This window comes from Paenibacillus lentus (assembly GCF_003931855.1).
GTDB lineage: Bacteria > Bacillota > Bacilli > Paenibacillales > Paenibacillaceae > Fontibacillus > Fontibacillus lentus.
Genome location: NZ_CP034248.1, coordinates 2,493,937 through 2,516,652 on the forward strand (window position 1 = coordinate 2,493,937; position 22,716 = coordinate 2,516,652).

Here is a 22,716-nt window from a genome sequence, read left to right on the forward strand (position 1 = left end):
ATTTACATGCTAGCAGGCCTTGTTGTATGAGCTTTCTATCGACCTTATTTCACAGCATATTGATAGAATGCAAAGTGTAATTCGATATGGAAAAGTTCAAGCTTTAGCAGATTCAAACCAAATGCGACAAAAATGTAGTATTTATGTAAAAAAATACAATTGTATAATTGGATTATAGCAAAACAACCTTTCAATTTCTACCATATTTCAATAAAAGGATGATAGCATTCCTTTTTCTATTCTTCTATTACGCAAAATATTTCACGATCTCCACATATATAAGTATAAATCATAAAAAACATTATTATATAGAAATTTCCATCTTAACACTGTAATGTATAAAGAAGAGAGGTTAAAGTGGGTGAAATGTAACATTTTATTTAAAAGCCGTGTTTAGCTTTATTTAAATTACATTGCGAGTTGTATTATTACATGGAATGAACTAGACAGTATGATTTAAGGTATACAGCTTATAGATTTTTATTGGGATCACGATAAAGAAGTGTTTTTCATCGTTTATAATATGACACTAACTAGATTATTTTTTGGCGCAATCGGGATGGGTTTTAAAAGAACACTAGATTATTGAGAGGGATGTGAGGGGGATTGTCATTGTCATATTCTAGTTACGGTAGGATCAGAGCATTTTTTTTGCTTCTCGTTTTAGTTATATTGACTACGGCCACGTTATCAGGTTGTCAAGTAAATGATCCACCGGATAGTAAAATAGATAGTGATATAGAGATCGTCTCTAAAGAATTAATAGAAGTGCCTGGTCAAAATCCGAATATTGATATATACAAATTATTTTATAAAAGTGATGATATCAAAGTCTTAGCTTATCTGACGGTTCCCAAGGCTCCCGGAAAATATCCGCTGGTTGTTCATCTTCACGGGGGATACGCTCTTGAACGCAAGGAACTTTCTCATAACAACGATTTTGGTTTTACGTTCGGTTTTAAATATATGAGTGACGAAGTGGTTTACTTGTACCCGCTCTATCGGGGATATTTGGAGAGCGATGGCCACGTGCAAGGCATTGCGGAGAATACACGGGATGCAGATAATGCAATTAAAGTGGCGATCTCCACCGGAAGGGTTAAACCGGATTCGGTATACCTGCTTGGTGCATCAATGGGTGGCGGCGTAGCTTTAAGATTAGCTTCTGAGCGGCAGGACGTAAAAGCAGTTGTCGGTCTGAGTCCTTTTGTGGGCTGGGATGTAAATTTACGCTGGCTCGACGAACATCCCGACGTAACTTCCCCTGAGATCGTAGAGGAAAACAGAAAACTGGCGGAATATGTAAGATTCGGTTTGATTAATGTTAATCCTGAATCAAAAGGAGATTATTCGATACTGGATCGAATTCCCGATATTCAGGCTCCGGTACTTCTGTTGCAAGGGACTGCCGATGAAAGTCTCATTTGGCAAACGGTGCAAGATTTTGCAGATGATATGGAAGAGGCAGGTAAAACCGTGAAGCTTGTTTTGTACCCAGATGGTAATCATGGCTTAGATGATATGTATGAAGACCAGAGGAACCAAGAAGTGATGCAATGGCTTCATACATATGGCTTACCCAAATCATTTGTCTTGCAGTAGGAGTTAGTCGGTAAACTAACTAGCACCCTAATGAGGTACCCATTAGAGGGATTGGCCCAGTCCCTCACGGATCGACACTTGCTGATTATTGTATTGCTTGATGATTCACGAAAGACGGAGATATTGGCATTGCAATTCATAATAGGAGCCTCTTCTGGCGTAAGTTTTAACTTATGACCGGAAGGGGCTCTGTTTAACTGTTCATTTTTGAACAGGAATCCTCTTCGGCGGCGCCAGTATCTTCGACCTGTAGCTATACATCAAACAGATCTCATAATTTTGAGGCCGCAAGTTTTCCGAAACGTTTCTCGAACTAATTTATGATTATATTTATTAAACCCATATATTTCCTCATATCGTGATTTCTTTTTCCACTGTACAGGCACGACTGGGCTTCAGCCTACATACAATGAACAGACCACAGAGAAAGCACTCATTCCTCAGGAGGTGTTGTCATCTATGCCAGGGTTGTTCAGTATGATTGCTGTATTTATTCAGCAGCTGAGTCTGCTCGTTTCCTATGTCAAAAATAATGCTTTTCCCCAACCTCTGACTGAAGCAGAGGAAACACTACATCTTCAGCGTATGGCCGAAGGTGATCCCGTGAGCCGTAACCTGTTGATTGAACACAACCTTAGGTTGGTCGCGCATATAGTAAAAAAGTTCGACAATACAGGAGAGGACTTAGAAGATCTGATCTCCATCGGGACGATCGGGCTGATTAAAGCGATTGAGAGCTTCCGCCCGAACAAAGGAACGAAGCTGGCGACGTTTGCGGCCCGCTGCATCGAGAACGAGATACTGATGCATCTCCGGTCATTGAAGAAGACGCGTAAAGACGTGTCGCTGCACGATCCGATCGGAACGGACAAAGAGGGTAACGAGATTACGCTGATAGATATTTTGGGAACGGAAGCCGACGATGTGGCCGACCGTGTTCAACTAAAAATGGAAAAAAGTAAAATATATCAAAATCTCGATATTCTCGAGGCCAGGGAGCAGGAGGTGATCAAGGGGCGGTTTGGTCTTGAGCACGGTGGCGAGGAGCGGACGCAACGTGAAATCGCTAAGGAGCTTGGCATTAGCCGTAGCTATGTATCGCGGATTGAGAAGCGGGCGCTGATGAAGCTGTATCATGAGTTTTATAAGAAGAAGTGAATGTTAACGGTAAACCAGCTGGGCTGCCGTGTGTCCCGGTAAGGTGATGACTTCTACGAGCCGTTGCCCCTTCCCTTCCGTATGGGAATACCACTGTACCGAGGTTAACTCTAAAGAAACGGCTGCCCGTTTCATCTCATAAGCAAAGGTGTGCAATACTAAATCTAACACGCATCAGATGTCACCTAGCAGCCGTTACCTTTTTTTGAAAATAGGTTATAAATTAGGACAGTTTAAATATACTTATCGCTTCATTCGTTTCCTTAATTAAATGCTCAAGCTCTTGGATGGATTTTGATATTTCATTATAAGAAGCAACAAGCTCAACTGTGGATGCGGAGATCTCCTCTGCAGAAGCCGAGTTTTCCTCTGATACAGCGGAAGCTGATTCCACAGTAAGAAGCATCTTACTCTTTCCTTCATTAAGATTTTGAATCGAAGAGGTAATACCATCAATTTGTGGAATAATTAGCTGGATTGAACCGATAATCGATGTAAGTGATTCTATAGTTGAGTTCACCATATTGACTTGATCTTGAAGGATAAGACTAGTATTTTCTGTAGTTTCGGATACCACTCGTATCTCTTCGTTAATCGTATACATCATCTTATTAATGCCTTCCGAAGAGACGCTTACCTGGCTAGCCAGATTGCGAATTTCTGTAGCCACAACGGCAAAACCGCTTCCTGCTTCACCCGCACGAGCTGCTTCAATGGAAGCGTTCAGCGATAGAAGATTGGTTTGCTGTGCAATTTCACTAATAAATTTGGTAATCTCGGTTACCTTAGAGATACTTGCGATCAAGTTGCTGATCTTGTTCCGTGAATCGCTGAAGGATACCTCCACCTCATTTACAGTAGTAACGAGCTGGTTCAGCTCTGAGCTGCTATTTTCTGCAGTAATGCCAATGGTATTAGTAGTTTGATCCACCATGGCTACCGATTCGTTAATCTCCTCAAGGTGCTGGCTCAAGTTATTAAACATTTCGTTAATTTGCATTAATTCTTCTGCCTGGCTTGTCGAACCCTCGGCTACACCTTGAATAGCCAAAGAAACCTCATTTACTGTCGTATTAATTATTCCCGATGAACTTGACAGTAGAACGGTCTGTTTTGAGAGCTTCTCAGAATCGGCCTCAATTAGCCTTAATGATGAACTGATTGTATCTAGTGTTTTGTTAAGGGCGCGGTTCATTATTCCGAATTCATTTTTCATTTTTTCGTTAAATTTCACCGTAAAATCGCCTTTCGCCAGAATATTAAGATTGGATGTAAAGTCTTGGATGGAAGAACGAATTCCAATAATAATAATAAGGGATAAAAAAATCATGACAACCAGAGCTACAGTAAATATACCCAAAGTAAGTTGTAGCCCTTCTCTATATCGTTCCTTAGCATAGTTGCTTAATTGAGAAGAATAGTTTTCTTTATAATCGACCACATCTATGATAGATTGAGTAAGTTCATTTCCGGCATTCGCCATTTCAACAAATGCAAGCTGCTGATCGAGCTCTACTCCTCGTTTTCTTTGTTCGATGACATCCGGAATATATGAGTAATATTTTTGATAACTAGACATTACGCGATTAGCTAACTCCAGTTCCTCCGAATTCTCCTCTGCTTTTTCTAAATTCGCTGCAATTTTAGCGTAAATACTCTGATGATTTTTCAGTAAATCATCAACCATCGCCTGATCATAATCACGATCAATGATTTTAGTTAACGTATTACGCATTACGCCAATTTCACCATTAATCTCACCCCAGCTAACTAACAAAGGGATAACATCTTCGGTAATTTCATTAATTCTGTTCTGTTGGCCAATGTTATTGTTGAGCCCAATAAGCGCTGTAAGCACTATAGTAACTAGTGAAACTACGCACAAAATAACAATGCTGCCAATAATTTTAATCCCTTTAACCGTTTCAATAACTTTCCCCAAGATAATTCCTCCTAGTATGATAAAAACTGTGACTAATATTACATTTATCGGTGTTATATTGTGACAAGTGTATATCTATTTTTATGAAAATTACATCTTTCGACACTAAACGACAATAATTCGGCAAATTTAACTAGAATGCAATTGTAAAAGAAGAACAGATACTGCATTTCAGCCAGTGCTGAAGAAGCTTTATCCAGCTACATTGGCAAAGGATCGGATATACAGACTGATATGAGCGATCAGAAGATCGACAGGAGGATCGAAGCAGTACGTATCCGCATTAACATCATACATACGTTGGAAACTATTACCTTGAATGTTCCGCGTGGGAGATACGGAATCCGAAGAGAATTGGACGGAATTTTCTTGTGGGCTGTAACCTGAATTATGTAGCGTAATCTAGCTGAGGGAATTTACATATAATTAAGGATTTGATCGAAAACACTGCTGATCTATTCGCTGTTTAACTGTAAGCAACATTTTACGCCGCCGGAGTGGATCGCATACCTATTGGAAGACAGCTGTAAGGCTGCTCATCATGGACAATATGCTAGCCGCAGGGATATGGCAGAATCGTGCTACACATGGCTTAGAGATGGTGACATGCCATACTGTTTCAACCAATCTATGATGATGGGAAATTACTTCTACCAAAGATTGAATTAAATATACATTCGAACCAATCGATTGGCATTATAACGGACTTGAAGCGAAAGCAGCTTTTGATGAATCAATTAGGCAATCGTCTCCAATATTATTTATTTCGAGCCGGGCAAAACGAGTATATGCGTTTAACGGTGGAAGAGTTAATTACTTTTCTAATCCATGTAACGGAGAGGAATGATCGTCTCCCTCTGTTAATGGATTATTTTGCTTTAAAAGAAGAATGGAAGGTTAAAATAAAGGATCTAAGCCCCTCGAAAAGGGTATATGTGACCTTGCTGCGTGTCTTTTTTGCGTATCAGCCTATACTTGTATTGGAGGAACCTTATTTTTACTTGGAAGAAGATCGTCGTCATTTTAAACGGATTTTGGATGACCTTTCGAAAGAAAAGCAGATTTTAATGTTAACGTCGAACTTAGAGGATGCTATGATTTCTTGTGATGTGATTTATCGATTAAATGAGCTCGGATTTCATCCATTGGATATTCGTGACTCGGAAGAGGATAAGCAGGAAGTGAAGGAACAGGATCGAGCCAATATCACCCTGCAGAAGATTTATACGAAAAGAAATGACAAAGTGATTTTATTTGATCCGCCTGAAGTCGATTACATAGAAAGTTTGGAGGGTTCGATTCTCGTATATGTAGGTGGAGAAAATTATGTCTGTGCTTTGACGCTAACCGAGCTCGAGCAGAGGTTGTTAAATTTCGGTTTTTTTAGGTGCCATCGATCCTACATCGTTAATCTGCAAAAAGTAAGAGAGATTATTACATGGACGAAGAATAGCTACAGCTTGCGACTAAGCACAGGCAAAGATGCCGTGGTTCCATTATCTCGTGCAAAATTACAGGAATTAAAAGCACTTCTTAACATTTGAAATGTTTGCAAGGCAAATATACATCGTAAGCCTATGCAGATTTGCGAAGCAAACATAGCCTCGTAAGTCTGTCTAGTTTGGAAAGCAAAAGTCTATGCAAGTTTGCCAAGAAAACATAACTTCATAAGCTGCACCATTTCCGGGGAAATATCGAACCTATCAAGCATGCCATGGTACCATTCAGGCGTTAACAGCTACATTTCAGCGGTTTTTGATGGCTGGAAGCAGGGAATCTTTATATGCTTAAGGCATCAACTCCGGGGAAGTGGTGTCATGGATGTTATCCAAGTAGAGCATATTCGCAAGAGATTTGGAAATAAGGATGCGTTATCAGACGTGTCCTTTTCCATTCCCAAAGGGGAAATCTTCGGTTTCCTGGGGTCGAGTGGTTCGGGAAAAACGACTTTAATTAAGATTTTAACGGCGCAATTCCACCCGACAAGCGGACAGGCCAGTGTATTTAACCAGCCAGCGGAGATGATGCAGCGGTCTGCTCAGAAAATGCGCTTTGGTATTTTGACAGATAACAGTGGTCTGTATGAGAGATTATCGATTGAGGAAAATCTGGAGCTGTATTGTAATTTATATGATCTCCCTAAATCGTCGATCGATAAGGTGCTGCAGTTTGTTAACTTAAGCGGAGAGCGCAAAAAGAAAGTCAACCGCTTATCCAAAGGGATGCGTCAGCGTGTCTTGTTAGCCTGTGCGGTGATTCATGAGCCAGAATTATTATTTTTAGATGAACCTACATCGGCTTTAGATCCAGTAAACTCGGCACATATTTATAAGGGCTTACGCTACTTAAATGAGAAAGGGACGACGATTTTTCTAACTACGCATGATATGGATGAGGCCGAAATGATATGTAATCGTATAGCGATTTTGTATCAAGGACAAATCCAAGCGATCGGCTCACCCAAGGAGCTAAAAAAGCAGCACCGGAAAAACGTAGTTTGTGTCGAATTAATCAATGGGAAAGCCTACGAGCTCCCGCTTGATGAGGAGACGGCTGATCAAATTGCCGATTGGATGAAACGAGGGTGCATTGATCGATTAGAAACGAAAGAGCCCAGTCTAGGTGATATCTTTATTAAAATGACAGGAAGTGAGTTACTATGAGTATCTCATTAAAACGTGCCGGGGCGATATTTGTGAAGGATTACAAAGAATTTTCACGCAATTATGCGATTTCCATTAGTTTGATTTTTCCAATGATATTAGCACTTCTTTTTCGAAATGCAGGTCCGTTTTTGGGTATAGGCCCATCTGCGAATGGAGCTTTCGCATTCGGTCTTGTTCTTAATACTTCGTTTGTGTTACTAACGTGTTTAGTACAAGCATGCCTGTTTGCGGAAGAAAAGGAGCGTAACACTTTACGGTCGTTAATGATGACTCCGGCCACGACCATGGATGTTTTAATTGGTAAAAGTACTTTAGTCTTTGTCATGTCTGCTGTTGTTCTAGCTATGGCGACGTTTATAATGGGATACGATCCAGCTAGTATATGGGCGTTTGTTGCTGCAATTATTCTTTCGATTATTCTATACATAGCAGCCGGGACGATATGCGGTTTATTCTCCAAGACGTTGCTTGAAGCATCATTATCTATACTACCTGTGGCGTTCGTATTCACTGCAGCACCATGGGGAGCGTTTCTAGTAAAGGATTATCCGGTCTTCAAAGTGCTGGAGTATGCGCCAAGCAGTCAACTTGTGCATTTACTAGGTATACCCAGTACAGGCTTTACGACGGGAGATGTATTAACACCCCTCCTCATTATTTTGGCTTGGACGGTTGTATTAACGATGGTGTCTGTTGTTTTGTATCAACGTCGGTTGAAGGATGAGTAGCAAATAATCTCGCTATTGTTATAGAGTTAATTCTACTTTAGCCACTTAGGATTGCGTATTTCTACCGAGGGGGAAGCAGATTCCGATGAATTTAGCCGTCAAGTTAATGCGAGAATTCAAAGACCGCGATACCCGTAAGAAGCTTAAAGGCTATCGGGACAAAGCGGAGTTTATCTGTAAAAGGAATTTGGAAACATGGGACGAAAGGCGGTTGCAAGCAGAATCTCGTCGGCTGAAAAAGGAAGTAAGATCGGGGACGCCTTTGGACGAGCTGCTTGTTGATGCCTATGCGCTAGTCTGCGAGGCAACGAAGAGAACGCTCGGATTACATCCCTACGATGTCCAGATCATGGCTGCCATCGCTTTGCACGAGGGATGCTTGATCGAGCAGCATACTGGTGAAGGAAAAACGCTCTCTGCGGTTATGCCTGCCTATCTAAATGCGCTGACGGGCGAAGGTGTACATGTGCTGACTTTTAACGATTATTTGGCAAAGCGGGATGCGGAGTGGATGGGCCCAATCTATCATTTCCTTGGGTTAACGGTAAAATCGGTGCAAGCGGGTATGAGCATGTCTGGAAAACGGGGAGCGTATGCCGCGGATATCACCTATGTTACGGCCAAAGAGGCGGGATTCGATTATTTGCGCGACACGATTGCTCTGGATGAAGCCGATACCGTGCATCGTTCTTTCCACTACGTCATCGTTGACGAAGCAGATTCACTTCTTCTCGATGAAGCGCGGGTGCCGCTAGTCATTGCCTGTGAGCCGGGCGGCTTCACGAGTGACGGAATTCGTTTCGCAGAAGTGGCTCGGCAGCTCAAGCAAGATGAGCATTACAACTTCGACGAGTTCCAGCGGAATGTTTACTTGAATGCTGCAGGCGCTGCAAAAGCGGAATCGCTGCTGGGATGCGGTAATTTGTACGAAAGCCATAATAGTGATTTGTTATCGTCGTTAAATTGTGCACTGCATACGGAAGCATTATTGAAAAAAGACGTCGACTACATCGTCCGGGACGGAAAAATTGAGCTGATTGACGAATACACTGGCCGTGTGGCGGAGAACAGGCATTTGCCGGACGGATTGCAGGCCGCACTTGCGGCCAAAGAGGGGCTCCAGCCCTTAGCCAGCGGGAGAATTCTCGGTACAATCACCCTTCAACACTTCCTTAGCCTCTATCCGAAGATTTGCGGAATGACGGCTACCGCACAAGTTTCCGCAATGGAGTTCGAAGCGATTTATGCGCTGCAGGTCGTGCCAATCCCGCCGAATCGGCCAAACATACGGATCGATCATCCGCACCGGATTTATACCCATAAAGAAGCCAAATTTAAGGCGCTTGTACAAGAGATCTCGTACATTCATAGGACAGGGCGTCCGATTCTTATTGGCACATCAAGCGTCGAGGAGTCTGGCATCCTGGCGCAGGCGCTAGCGGCTGCCAATGTACCTTGCCATGTTCTGAATGCAAAAAACGATGCAGAAGAAGCTGAGATTATCGCCAAAGCAGGAGAAATCGGCGCTGTGACGGTGTCTACAAATATGGCGGGACGCGGCGTTGACATTCGGCTTGGCGGCGGCAATTCCGCGCAAGCAGAAGTTGTCGCCAAGCTGGGCGGGTTATACGTCATTGGTACGCATGTGCACGAAAGTATGCGGATCGACAAGCAACTATGCGGGCGTTCTGGCCGCCAAGGCGATCCGGGCGCTTCCGTGTTTTTCGTAAGCTTGGAGGACGAGTTGATGCTTCAATTCGGCATCGATAAAGTGCTGCCGCCCGCCTATCGCGATCTTAGGCAGGGTGAGGCTCTTGACGAGTCGGTGCTTCGCGGTAAAATCACCCACATTCAGCGCGTCATGATGGGCCAAAACTTCCAGATCCGCCAGGAACTGAACCGCTATTCGGATATGGTCGAGGAACAGCGGCGTATTTTATATGAGGAGCGGCTCGGAATTTTGCATGGCGAGACAAAGGTCAGCCCTTCGGAGCAGCGAGTACGGCTTTATTTTATCGACAAGTTCTGGGCTGATCATCTAGAATACGTATCTTATATTCGCGAAAGCATTCATTTGACGAGCCTGGTTAACTGCAATCCGATCGACGAGTTTCATGCGCAAATCATCCAAGCCTTCGAGCAAATTCCAGCTAAAATAAATAGGGAGTCGGCAAATATGCTCGCAAAGCTTGGTGGTTCGAATGACCCGGCGCTGTGGGAAAAGTTCGGGCTGAAGCCCCCTACTTCCACGCGGACTTATATCATCAACGATCAATACATGGAGTACTTGCAGAATCGTAGTTCATGGACTGCAGGGACGATCATCGCTTTTTGGATTCGCAAAATGCTAAGGCCTGTATTTGGATGGTCAGAATTTTGATCGGGGCAAGTACGAGACGAATAGGCTTGATTCATCCCGCGCTAATTTATTGCCATGCTTGATGACTGACTAATCCAGACCTGACCTGAAAATGAGATGTTGTTTTGGTGAAAAAATCAACGACCCGCATCGAGATGTTATCGGACCATCCCGCCGAAGTATCGATTGCATGAAAGCTCATTGAGTTCAAAGGTGCGGCTTTTTACAAATCTATGAAGTACGAAATCTATGCTGGCGTAAAGTTATTATTCTGCTAAAGGGAAACAATGGCTCAGCTATATAACGGTCGGTTGCCAGTAAAGATGACCGCCTGCCGCCCATCAGGCAAGCAGTTCACGACTGTAACGATTGCTACAGCCGTTAATCAGTTAAAAATGAGCACTTCGATGTACTAACGGTTGTAATCTACGTTATTTGTGTAGAATTCGTCGCAACATAGCAAAAAAATTAGAATAGCCGTGTATACAACCGTTAGATTCTCAAAAGGGGCAAAATCCGGGGATTAACGGCAATGGTAACCGTTAGAACTAAAGCCTCTTATCATCTGTTATTCTATGTGCGATCTTTTCTGATATACTATGTTACATTTCCAAATCAGAAGGATTTAAACAATAAATGTAAAATATCAAAGTATAAATCATCACACTGTCATGCTATAATTTCTCCGCATGGAAATTAGATGGAGAAATGTAGAGAGAACAGGAGTGGAAAGATGGTTACAAATGAACTGGTCGTTACCAACGGGGAGCATGAATTAACACATCCGCAGCAAAGAATCTGGATGATGGAAGCAACCTATCCAGGTACCTCGATTGGAAATTTGAATGCGGCGTTGAAGTTTGAATACAGGCTGGAGGTAACCGTGCTGGAGAAGGCTGTTCAAGCGTTGATTGCATCTTATGATATTTTTCAGCTGCGCCTGCATGTGAGAGATTCGGGGGAAGTATACCAGTCGTTTGTGCAGCAGCCTGAGTTAAAACCTGTTGAAATCGTTCAATTCAGCCAGGAGACGGAGCAATCCGTCATTGACGCGTGGATTCGGGAACAAGGAAAAATACCATTTCAGCTCATTGATTCCGAATTGTATTATTTTTGCATCATTATAAAAGGCGAGGGCGAAACATGGCTATACATGAAATCCCATCATATCATTCAGGACGGATTCTCCCTGAGTAAATGCGGACTGGAAGTTTACAGGCTATATCAACAACTGCTTCATGGGAAATCTCCTCAAATCCCTCTGCCATATTCTTACCAAGCCTATATAGAAGAAGAAAAAAAGTATATTCAATCCGGCAGATTCGTGAAAGACCGGAAATATTGGCTGGAAAAGTTTCAAACTATTCCGGATTCATCTACGATTAAGCCGAACCTGGCCCCTGCCATAAATACACATGCTGCAAGGTTTTCGTATTATCTGCCAAAGCCGCTGTCGGAGCAAATCAATTACTATTGCCAAGAGCATCATGTGAGCCCTTCGAGCTTGCTTCTAACCGTCCTCTCTATACTTCTGTTCAAATTAACATCCAACCAAGATATCGTCGTCGGTACCAATTATTTGAATCGGACAACTTTCAATGATAAAAATGCACTCGGCATGTTTGTCAGCACTACGCCATTAAGAATAACGCTTGACCCGGAGATGACTTTCGAGCGACTTGTTTCCCAGGCGGGTCAGGAACAGATGTCTGCGCTGCGGCATCATAAGTATCCATATGATCTTTTGCTGTCTGAGATCAGGAAGAATCATCCTCAAGTGAATCGTTTATTTCAGCTTAGCATGGATTATTTGGATATGGGGCAGGCGAAAGAAGCTGACGCGCAATTGGGGAATAGTGAAGATTATGGCTGCGAGGATCTGACTTTGGACGCTGTATTTCATTTGCATCACATGCTCGGCAATCTGCTGCTCAAAATAGATTACAGAATCTGCCTATTTACGGAGGAGGAAATACGGCAAATTTGCGCTCGGCTGATGTTGATCATGGAGCAGGGAATGAAATCTCCGGGGCAAACGCTTAAGGATTTTGACATCGTTACGAAGGAAGAGAAGCACAAGCTTCTGATGGATTTCAACAACACTTCGTTTCCCGTCAGAGATATCACGGTTCATCAGTGGTTCGAGGAGCAGGCAAACCGGTTCCCGGATCGAACTGCGGTGTCATTTCAAGGCCAGTCGATGACTTACCGCCAATTAAATGAACGGGCGAATCAACTGGCGCACACCTTGCGAAACAAAGGGGTCAAGGCGGGGCAGCCTGTAGGTATTCTGGCGGATCGATCCATGGAGATGATTACAGGTCTTATCGCGATCCTCAAAGCCGGAGGCGCCTATGTTCCATTCGACCCGGAATATCCGCAGGAGCGGATGAATTACATGATCGGTGATTCCGGATTAAAGCTGATGCTGCTGCAAAAGCATCTTTCAGCCAAGGCTGTGGGTGTGGAGCATCAAGTTGTGTTGGACGAGGAACAATCCTATTGTGAAGACAGATCCAATTTGCCGCATGTGAATCAACCGGGAGATCTAATGTACATGATGTACACTTCGGGGACAACAGGCGCTCCAAAAGGGGTACTTATCACGCATCGCAATGTAACCAGTCTGATCCAGGGTGCAGCCCAGTTTCAAATCACAGAACAGGACCGTGTTCTTCAATTGTCCAGCTATGCGTTCGATGGATCCACATTTGATATCTACAACGCTTTGCTGCGTGGGGCGGCACTCATCCTCGTTCCGAAGGAAACGATGGGGGAAATTGCCCAAATTACGGCTCTGATCAAAAATGAGCAAATCACTGTATCTTTCATGACGACAGCCTTGTTTAATTTATTCATAGATTGTGACTTATCGAGCTTGAAAAATATGAAGGCGATCTTTTTCGGAGGGGAACAGGCATCGGTATCCCATGTGAGAAAAGCGCTGGATATGTTAGGTGCAGGCCGCTTATATCATATCTATGGCCCGACCGAGTGTACGGTGTATGCATCGTACTGGAAAATCAACAGCATCGATCCAGAAGCGGCAACCCTGCCGATTGGCTCACCGATCAGCAATACCAAAATGTATATCGTCAATGGAGATCGTCAACTTCAGCCGATCGGTGTTCCAGGGGAGCTTTGTATCGGGGGAGCCGGCCTTTCCCGGGGGTATTTGAATCAAGATGATCTGACGAACAAGGTATTTATAAATCATCCTTTTCTGGCGGGAGAACTCATATACAGAACAGGGGATCTCGCAAAATGGCTGCCTGATGGAACGATTGAGTATGTCGGGCGCATGGATCATCAGGTTAAAATACGCGGTTTCCGTATTGAGCTGGGTGAAATCGACGTTCAGCTGGCTAAGGTTCCTTCCATCAAGCAAAGTGTTGTTGTCGTACGGGAGGACGAAGCCGGCGAGAAGCAGCTTTGTGGATACTACGTGTCAGACAGGACATTTGGGGCTGGCGAACTGCGGGATATTTTGTTACAGTCTCTGCCTAGGTTTATGATCCCAACGCGGTTCGTTCAACTTCATGAAATGCCTTTAACCCCCAACGGAAAAATAGACCGTAAAGCCCTGCCCGAACCGAGCGAGAGATCTCACTATACAGGGACGGAGTACGCTGAGCCGCAAACGGAGCTGGAGCAGAAGCTGATCACCGTCTGGTCGGATGTGATTGAAAGCGTCAATATCGGTATCGATGACGATTTTGTGGAGCTTGGCGGGCATTCGTTACTTGCGCTTAAGCTTGAGGTAGAACTGCAGAAACATTTTGACATCGACCATTTCGATCTCCATGAATGCAATACGATCCGTAAGCTGGCGGTGTTTATCGAAGAGAAGCAGGCCGCTGCTGTTGGTGGAGGGGGAAGACAATAATGCACAAACAGCTCCCCGTTCATATGCAGCCTGCGCTATACAGCTATTTGCACCATGCGTATCCATTATCCGTCATGCCGGAGCATCCGCACTTTTCTCCCTGGCTTCACAGCCATTACATTCAATGGAGCGCGGACCCCGAGTTTTTTAATCATCTCGATGAACATATCTTTGTTAACTACTATCAGCCCATGCATACACATCACTATCATGAGCTGCTTCATCTCAAAATCATGACGGCAGATCTGCTCAGCCGGATGGAGACGGGAACGGATTTGATCGCTTTTTTCAAACGAAGTATCGATCAGGGAGACTACGTCTATTTATTTCTGGATGAATTTTATTTGCCCGGAAAGGCCATGTACAGGCGGCATCATTTTGCGCATGACACTTTATTGTTTGGCTATGATGATGAGAAGCAAGTCTTTCATACGCTCGGTTTTAATCACAATTATGAGTATGGACAAACCGATATCGGATATGGGCCGTTTCTGGAAAGCTATCGACAGGCGGATCGCAGCAAAGCGTACTATACGAAGGAGATTATACTGTATAGCTTAAATAAAGAGCGAACCTATTCATTTGATCTTCAATTGGTGATCGAAAGCCTGGAGGATTATGTGTTGTCCCGTAACAGTTCAGAGAGATACAGGGCGATCGCCAGTCCCAATCAGCATGTGTACGGGCTTAAAGTTTACGAGGAAATCGTGAAATATTTGCGTTTGCTCCAATCCGATTCGACCTTATACCGTAACATTATCCCGGTTCATCTTCTTTGGGAGCACAAAAAAATGATGGCCGACCGATTGGAGTATATGAAACAGCACGGCTATTGGTGCCCGCCCGAAAAATTGATTGCCCAGTATCAAGAGATTGAACGAGAGGCTCAATTGATCCGAAAGCTATTTTACAAGTATGCATTCTTCTTAAAGGAAGATACGAGCTTGCTGGAAGAGGCTATCACAAAGACTCAAATGCTTGCGATTAAGGAATTGCAGGTGTTGGAGCAGGTCCTGAATGAGCTGCACGGAAAATCCATCATATCGTGTTCATAAGCACAAGCAATGCAAAGGCACCCAACCGGGTGTCTTTTTACATGTATCCTACACTATTTGGAAATTCCCTGAAAGTTTATATTGAGTTTAGATTCGTAGAATATGATGAAAGCCGTAGAAATGAGATTTATGTATAGATCATAGAAACCAAGGAGGAAAAGATGAAGTCACTATTGACATCAATTACAGATTGGGTTACGACAAAGAGAGGAATGTGGATAACGCTTGTGGTTTGGCTTATTCTCATGATTGGCTTAAGTACCGGACCCCAATTAAGCAACTATAAGGTGACGAATTTTCAATCGTTACCAAATGATGCGCCATCCATTATTGCGAATGAAAAGCTGGAGCAGTACTTCCCGAATGATCAAGGGACGCCTGGCATCCTCGTGTTTCATAATGAAGATGGTGAAGTGAATCTATCCGCAGTAACCGAAATTATGAATGCGATTCTATCGGCAGATGTGGCAGGCGTTGACCAAATCGTAGATATTGCCAAATTGCCGCCTCAAGCGACCGCTGCATTCATGTCTGAGGATAAATCTACGATGATTATTCCGATGACCCTAGACCCGGCTGCCGACAGCCGTCAGATTGGTGAAACGATCGATGCTGTCACAAAGATCGGAAACGAAGCCGCGCAAGGATTTACGGACACCCAATTTCGAATAACGGGTCCTGCAGGTATTGCCGGGGATACGTTAAAGCTATTTGAACGTGCGGACATCGTGTTGCTGCTGGCGACGATCGGGATTATTTTATTGCTTCTAATTGTGATTTACCGATCGCCTTTGTTGGCCCTTATTCCCTTATTGGCGACAGCGATTGTCTACCAAGTTACAAATCAGGTCATTGCCTTGATGGGCGCAGGCGGGTTAGAAATTAATAATTCGACAACCTCAATTATGAGTATCCTCCTGTTCGCGGCAGTTATTGATTACTCCTTGTTCGTCTTCTCGCGCTTCCGTGAGGAGTTGAATCATTATGAAAGCAAGTACGATGCCATGAAGCATGCCATGCGTGCTACAGGCATGCCGGTGTTCCTTGCAGGTGGTACAATATTTGCGGCGATGCTTGTTTTATTCTTCGCAAGCTTCCGGGATTACCAGAATTTCGCGCCTATTTTCGGTACTACCATGCTCATCATTATGATAGCATCGATCACGCTGGTGCCTGCCTTGTTTACACTGTTCGGGCGCAAAGCATTTTGGCCAAGAGTGCCTAAGTTCGGCAAAACTGGAGAAGTTAAACATGGTTTCTGGGGTCCAGTAGCTAAATTTGTAGTGAACAAGCCGGGATTATCGGGTGGACTGGTTGCGATGATGATGGTTGTGACCTCACTTAATGTGTTTAACTTGAATTATGAGTTCGACATGGTCAAATCCTTTCCGAAAGATTTACCTTCTCGTGAAGGATATGAGATTGTGGAAACTCGGTTTAATAAGGGGGAGCTAGCACCTACCTCGATCCTGGTTGAAAGCGATCAGGCCCTGTCTGAAGAGCAAATCGAGGCGCTTCGTGCGAGATTGCTTGACGAAAACAACGTTGCTTCGGTTAGGTTGAACAGTGTATCAGAGGATAATGCAGCACTAAAATACAGCTTAACGCTTGACCTTAATCCTTATTCGGTAGAAGCCATAGATCTGCTTAAAGATCTGCGCAATCGCAGTGATGAAATGTTAGTTGATGCAGGGGTAACCGGAGAGATCCATTTTGGCGGTATCACACCGAAACTGGTTGATGAGCGTGAGGTGAATAACCGCGATATATGGCTGATTGTTGTTCTTGAGACAGTACTCATTCTTGGCTTGCTTTACGTTTTGACCAAATCGATCCGAATGTCAACGTACATGATGGCCACCATTCTGGTTTCATTCGTATCTGCATTAGGACTTGGTCTCTTCCTTGTCGATGTCTTCTTTGGTTATGATGCGATAAGTACGCGTGTTCCTGTGTATTCCTTTATTTTCTTGGTCGCGCTGGGCATTGATTATAACATTATTCTGGTCTCCCGATTCTTAGAGGAACGTAAATCCCGCAAGGTGAAGGAAGCGTTAGAGATTGCCATTCGCAACACGGGCGGCGTCATCTCTTCGGCCGGTATCATATTAGCAGCCACGTTCGCAGCGCTAATGACCATGCCTATTGCCGATTTGTTCGTTTTCGGATTCATTGTAGCTATCGGTATTCTGATGGATACATTCTTAGTGCGTGGAATATTATTGCCATCTGTTATCTTATTCTTTGAGAAGGATAAGGTTAAGTAATTTGAAAAGTGCAGAGACTATTTCTACGGTCTCTGCATTTTTTGGCTAAGGGGGTCTCCGATGAAGATCATTGTAGTTGATGACGATAAGAACATTTTACAGCTTGTTAGCATTCATCTCACACGTGAAGGATATCAAGTGTTAAACGCAAATAACGCGTCAGAAGCCTTGGATATGCTGGAGAATGAACTACCTGACCTCGCGGTGGTTGACGTGATGATGCCCGGAATGGACGGAATTGAATTAACGGAAATCTTAAGCAAAGACTACGGCATTCCAGTTCTGCTCCTAACCGCGAAAGGCGAACTGGAAGACAAGACTAAAGGATTCTTGGCAGGATCAGAAGATTACGTTGTGAAGCCATTCGAGCCGAAGGAGCTGTTATTCCGTATCGCTGTTATTCTAAGGAGATTTGAGAAGGAGTATCAGTCGGTTATTCAGGTAGGCAATCTGACCATAAGTCGTCAAACCTATGAAGTCTCGACAGGTGAGCGTACTCTTGTAATGCCGTTGAAAGAATTCGAGCTGTTAGCCTTGCTGGCTAGCCGTCCGAATCACATCATGGAACGCAGCATGATCATGGAAAAAATTTGGGGACATGATTATGAGGGAGATGATTATACCTTGAATACCCATATAAAGCGACTTCGCGAGCGTTTAACTCAGTTGGGTGCAAATGTTGAAATTAGCACGACTCGCGGAGTTGGCTATCGATTAGAGGTTCAGCATTCGTGAAAACCCTGTATCGGCAATTTATCCTCATCACGGTTCTCATTATGTTACTCAGTACAGTCGTCTCTTTCTTTTTGACGAATACGTATTATCATTCGGCCACGAAAGAATTGGATAGTGAGAAAAATATTCAAATAGCGCAGCAAATTACACAGTATATTGAATCTACTCCAAATATAGAATTGGGTCATTATTTAGAGACGCTTGGTCAGGTGGGGTATCAGTTATATGTGACTAGCGATTCGGGGTATTCTCAATTTATTGGGAACGAGTTTAAAGTGAAGAATTTACCAGAAGCTGTGAAGTTATCTGTATTTAGCGGGAAGATTTATAATGGAATGAAAAGCTTTCCGAACCAGACCTTCATGAGTGGAAGGTTTGCCAACGAACTGGAAAATACAGTAGGCGTGCCATTTCGCTATCAAGGTGAACATTATGGATTATTTTTACGGCCGCATATTGATATTCTCGTTGATGAACTTCACATTATTTTCGCGATAATGATTATATCCATGGCATTGATTAGTCTTCTAGCGATGCTTGTTACTGCTAAACAGATTATTCGGCCGATCGCGCAGCTTACGGAAGCAACCAAACAGATTTCACTGGAGAAGTATGATCATTTGCTAACGGTTAATCGGAAAGACGAGATTGGACAGCTTGCCGAAAGCTTCAATCAGATGACCAAGCAACTGCAGGTGAATGATCAGTCCAGGAAAGAGTTCATTAGCAATGTGTCGCATGATTTTCAATCGCCGCTTCTTAATATCCAGGGCTATGCGGATCTATTGAAATCCCAGTCCACAACCGAGGAAGAAAGAGTAATGTTCTCATCCATTATCGAGGCGGAAGCGAAACGTCTGTCGATTTTGACGAAACAGCTATTGCTTCTTACCTCATTAGATCAGTCGAACTATAGATTGCAACGTTCAAACTTCTCGTTAGACCAACAGCTCAAAAGCTTGTCGCAAAAATATTTGTGGCGCATCGAGGAAATGGGCATCGAGCTTTATTATAAAACGACTCCTGTCCATTTCTACGGAGATAAAAGCCTATTGGAGACCGTATGGGATAATTTATTAACCAATGCTTTGAAGTACAATAAACCTCATGGTTCCATTCGAATTGAGGTGGAGGACTTCAATCATTATGTTACCATCCAGTTCAAGGACACCGGGATAGGTATACAGGAAAGTGAGCTCCACCATTTGTTCGAGCGTTTCTACCGAGCAGATACTTCCAGAAGCAAAGAAGGTACAGGACTTGGATTGACTATCGTCAACCAGATCGTCGAATTACATGGTGGAAGCATTCATGTTTCAAGTAAGATTGGGGAAGGAACCTGTATTACTATTACATTGCCTAAAAAGGATTCTCACCTGAGCATTTTGCATTAACCTGAGCCCTTGCTAGACAAAGGTTTTCAAACATAAAAAAAGGACTTCACCCCAACTTGGAGAAGTTTTCAAGTGACAAAACAAGAAAACCCAAGGGGGAGAAGTCACTATGTATATTCTACAAGAAAGTCTATTTTCCTTTGAAGAACTTCAAAAACTTGAATTTAAAGAACGTTTGCCTATCTTCTTCAGCGCCCTGGACTTACGGCCATATGCTAAAGAATTGAGAAGTCATTCACCCCGAGGTGCCGATGGGCACTGCCGACAAGGGATTCTTCGCGCATTGCTTGCAGCGCCGCTGGAGAACATGGATACATTTAGCGGCTTGCATCGTCGTCTGGATATGGATCTTCGTTTCCGTTACCAATGCGGACTCAGGCTTGATCGAAAAGCTCCATCAATCGCCACATTAAGCCGCGTTTTCACTGAGCTAACGAATAAGGGATTGGCAAAACGTCTGTTTGAGGATCTCGTCACACGCTGTAAGCAGGAAGGAATCATCGATGGAAGTCACGTGGCGATGGACAGCGCAGCGATCCATGCCTACGAGAAGAAACAGCCGAAGCGCAAAAGTGAGCTGACGGGGAATGCCAACTGGGGCGCGAAGTTTGACTCCTTTGGTAACAAGGTCAAGTGGTTCGGCTATAAGCTTCATCTTGCTGTCGACACCGCTAGCGAACTGCCCCTGGCCCTCTCGGTTACACCGGCTCATGTCAATGACGGTGATCTGGCACCCGCTCTTATGGAACAAGTGGCTGCCGATGCGAAAGTGAAGTTCTTTGTGTTTGATGCTGGGTATGACCAACTTAAAAACTATGAAGCGGCACGGAAGCTCAAAGCGCAAGCGATTATCCCGATGAATCTTCGCAATGAGAAGGAACCGCCTGCAGGTATAACATCTAACGGTACACCTTGCTGCTCCATGGGTTTTGCCATGACATACTGGGGAGTAGATGGCGATCACCTGAAATTCCGGTGTCCCCATGCGACCGGCAAGGTGGATTGTCCGCTGGGGATGGCAGCCTGTTCATCTTCCAACTATGGAATGGTGCTCAAGGTTGATACAAAAAGCGATTTGCGCCGTTATTCAAGTCCGCACCGGAACACGAAACGTTGGCAAGAACTTTACAAAGAAAGAACGAGTGTAGAACGCTGCAACTCCCGAATGAAAACCTATTTGACCGCAGACGCCATGCATGTTTGGGGCATAGAGAAAGTCATAACTCACCAATATTTAAATGCAATTGTATTGCTGGCTTCTGCCCTGGCAATGGCTCAGAAATACAGAAAAGTCGCTGCTTAAAATTTTGAATGCGCAGAAAATTCTGCAGGTCTGCCCATTTTTGAAAACCGAGTGGATTTAGCTGAAAATGCACCACCAACTAGGTCTAGGTTCTGCTATTCAATTCTCAAATAGGGAATTATGCAAAATGCTCACCTAAGTAACCCATGATCTTGGCAAAGCCGTAACTATGTCTCGCGGGTCGAGAAGCTAGCGTTGATGGAACCATAGGCATTAGTTGTGTAAACAGTTATGTAATAACAAGCAAGCCAGATGGCAAAAAGGGACTGCCAAGCTGGCTTGCTTGTTTAACTTTGAGGAACCTCTTACTGTTTCACTATATCTTCAACCGACTTATCCAACTTCTCCAGCAGTTGTTGTCCGGAGATTTGGGCCCCCAAGTATTCCTGCATCGCGGCTCCAAAGCCTTGCGATACACCGTCTGGGAACAGGTCCCAATACCAGCCGAGCGCAGTAGGTGATTTATCCTGGATAGCCACGGCTATTTGTCCGATATCATTTTCGGTAGCTTCAATGTTTGTCAGGGCAGGAATAAATTTAAATTCTTTACTTACAAAAGTTTTTCCGGTTTCGGATGTGACCAGCCAGTTTAGGAAGTTTTTTGCCTCTTCAGGATGGTCTGATTTGCTGTTCACAATATAGTTGCTAGGTACCCCGATCAGTACACTGCCTTCGTTATCGTTGATCGGAGCCGGAAGCACTCCTAACTGCAAATGGGGATCGATTTTATCGATGTCGGCTTGCGTCCAATTGCCCTGAAGCATCATCGCAGCTTTGCCTGCCGAGAAGTTGGCGATTTGCGAGGCGTAATCGCTCGTCATTTTGTCTTTTTGCGCATTGTTAAATATCAAGTCGACTAGATCCAGCCATTGTTTGAAGATTTCATTGTCTTTGAAGGTCGCGTTTCCTGCCTTGACGTCTTCGATGAACTTTTGTGGATCGGGCTGATTGGCGAGCCCGACATTCACCAGATGCATGCCGAGTGACCACCATTCATTCGTTGCCATGAACGGTGTAATACCTTCGGCATTCAATTTTTCCACGGCCTCTTTTAATTGTGATAGGTTCTTTGGTTCTTCGGTAATTCCAGCTTGCTCAAACAAGGATTTATTATAAATAATACCGTATCCCTCCACGTTCATTGGCATGCCGTAAAGCTTCCCGTCTACCATGGTGGGATTCTTGGAGGATTCAATCAGATCTTTGGCCCAGGCCTCGTCGGTAAGATCTGTCGCACGATCCATATAGGGGATCAATCCGACATATCCGCCATTATTGAAGATCTCCGGTTCAGAACCTGAAGCTAACTCGGCCTTTAATAATGCACCGTAGTCTTCCCCGCCGCCATGGGTTTCCACTTCTACTTTGACACCAGTTTCTTTCTCATATTCATCGACCAGATTATTGAGGGCTTCGGCAATTTCAACCTTGAAGTTAAACATTTTAATGCTGACGTCTTTTTTGGCCCCCTGTTGGTTTTGTTCCCCGTTATTTGTTGGTGCGCCTTGATTCCCATCTTTGCTGCAACCTGCAATGACTAAAGTGAAAACGGTTGCGACAATGAGGGCAAGCTTCCATTTTTTCATTTCGATAACCTCCCTTTATATTTTGCCTATAAGGT

16 protein-coding genes are annotated in these 22,716 nt (G+C 43.9%); 13 read left to right on the plus strand and 3 right to left on the minus strand.

Going from position 1 to position 22,716, the window contains the following annotated elements:
• The first annotated feature begins 612 nt into the window (after positions 1-612).
• Together EIM92_RS11160 and sigK are read left to right on the plus strand one after the other, a co-directional pair.
• Positions 613-1,602 (plus strand): alpha/beta hydrolase family protein, encoded by a 990-nt coding sequence (locus EIM92_RS11160; RefSeq protein ID WP_164515074.1) that lies wholly within the window; start codon positions 613-615, stop codon positions 1,600-1,602.
• 459 nt (positions 1,603-2,061) lie between these two features.
• Positions 2,062-2,760: an RNA polymerase sporulation sigma factor SigK gene (sigK, locus tag EIM92_RS11165; RefSeq protein ID WP_125082693.1), complete on the plus strand. Its 699-nt coding sequence runs from the start codon at positions 2,062-2,064 to the stop codon at positions 2,758-2,760.
• A 3-nt stretch (positions 2,761-2,763) separates the two neighbouring features.
• Here the strand turns inward: sigK and EIM92_RS23675 are convergent, their stop codons facing one another.
• Complete coding sequence (locus EIM92_RS23675) at positions 2,764-2,931, minus strand: hypothetical protein (RefSeq protein WP_164515075.1); 168 nt, start codon at positions 2,929-2,931, stop codon at positions 2,764-2,766.
• 52 nt (positions 2,932-2,983) lie between these two features.
• On the minus strand, positions 2,984-4,702 hold the full coding sequence (locus EIM92_RS11170; RefSeq protein ID WP_125082694.1) for a methyl-accepting chemotaxis protein: 1,719 nt from the start codon (positions 4,700-4,702) through the stop codon (positions 2,984-2,986).
• A 728-nt stretch (positions 4,703-5,430) separates the two neighbouring features.
• Here EIM92_RS11170 and EIM92_RS11175 point away from each other — a divergent pair.
• The 11 genes from EIM92_RS11175 (at position 5,431) to EIM92_RS11220 (ending at position 21,095) form a co-directional block, all read left to right on the plus strand.
• Positions 5,431-6,246, plus strand: a complete 816-nt coding sequence (locus tag EIM92_RS11175) for a LytTR family transcriptional regulator DNA-binding domain-containing protein (protein ID WP_246021321.1) — start codon at positions 5,431-5,433, stop codon at positions 6,244-6,246.
• Between the two features lie 273 nt (positions 6,247-6,519).
• A complete protein-coding gene (locus EIM92_RS11180; protein ID WP_125082696.1) occupies positions 6,520-7,365 on the plus strand; it encodes an ABC transporter ATP-binding protein in 846 nt (281 codons plus the stop codon).
• Positions 7,362-8,096, plus strand: a complete 735-nt coding sequence (locus EIM92_RS11185) for an ABC transporter permease (protein WP_125082697.1) — start codon at positions 7,362-7,364, stop codon at positions 8,094-8,096. The genes EIM92_RS11180 and EIM92_RS11185 overlap by 4 nt, the downstream gene beginning before the upstream one ends.
• An 85-nt stretch (positions 8,097-8,181) precedes the next feature.
• Complete coding sequence (locus tag EIM92_RS11190; RefSeq protein ID WP_125082698.1) at positions 8,182-10,476, plus strand: preprotein translocase subunit SecA; 2,295 nt, start codon at positions 8,182-8,184, stop codon at positions 10,474-10,476.
• 266 nt (positions 10,477-10,742) lie between these two features.
• Complete coding sequence (locus tag EIM92_RS24490; protein ID WP_281279670.1) at positions 10,743-10,871, plus strand: hypothetical protein; 129 nt, start codon at positions 10,743-10,745, stop codon at positions 10,869-10,871.
• A 317-nt stretch (positions 10,872-11,188) separates the two neighbouring features.
• Entirely contained in the window at positions 11,189-14,341 is a 3,153-nt protein-coding gene (locus EIM92_RS11195; RefSeq protein ID WP_164515076.1) for a non-ribosomal peptide synthetase, read from the plus strand.
• Positions 14,341-15,396 (plus strand): cysteine peptidase family C39 domain-containing protein, encoded by a 1,056-nt coding sequence (locus EIM92_RS11200; protein WP_125082700.1) that lies wholly within the window; start codon positions 14,341-14,343, stop codon positions 15,394-15,396. The genes EIM92_RS11195 and EIM92_RS11200 overlap by 1 nt, the downstream gene beginning before the upstream one ends.
• Positions 15,397-15,557: 161 nt before the next feature.
• Positions 15,558-17,663 (plus strand): MMPL family transporter, encoded by a 2,106-nt coding sequence (locus EIM92_RS11205; protein ID WP_125082701.1) that lies wholly within the window; start codon positions 15,558-15,560, stop codon positions 17,661-17,663.
• A 60-nt stretch (positions 17,664-17,723) separates the two neighbouring features.
• Complete coding sequence (locus EIM92_RS11210) at positions 17,724-18,398, plus strand: response regulator transcription factor (protein WP_125082702.1); 675 nt, start codon at positions 17,724-17,726, stop codon at positions 18,396-18,398.
• Positions 18,395-19,792, plus strand: a complete 1,398-nt coding sequence (locus tag EIM92_RS11215) for a sensor histidine kinase (RefSeq protein ID WP_125082703.1) — start codon at positions 18,395-18,397, stop codon at positions 19,790-19,792. Before EIM92_RS11210 ends, EIM92_RS11215 begins: the two co-directional genes overlap by 4 nt.
• Positions 19,793-19,901: 109 nt before the next feature.
• The gene (locus EIM92_RS11220) at positions 19,902-21,095 is read left to right on the plus strand and encodes a transposase (RefSeq protein ID WP_125081264.1); all 1,194 of its coding nucleotides are present in this window, start codon (positions 19,902-19,904) and stop codon (positions 21,093-21,095) included.
• 305 nt (positions 21,096-21,400) lie between these two features.
• Here the strand turns inward: EIM92_RS11220 and EIM92_RS11225 are convergent, their stop codons facing one another.
• Positions 21,401-22,681 (minus strand): ABC transporter substrate-binding protein, encoded by a 1,281-nt coding sequence (locus EIM92_RS11225; RefSeq protein WP_125082704.1) that lies wholly within the window; start codon positions 22,679-22,681, stop codon positions 21,401-21,403.
• Positions 22,682-22,716 lie beyond the last annotated feature (35 nt).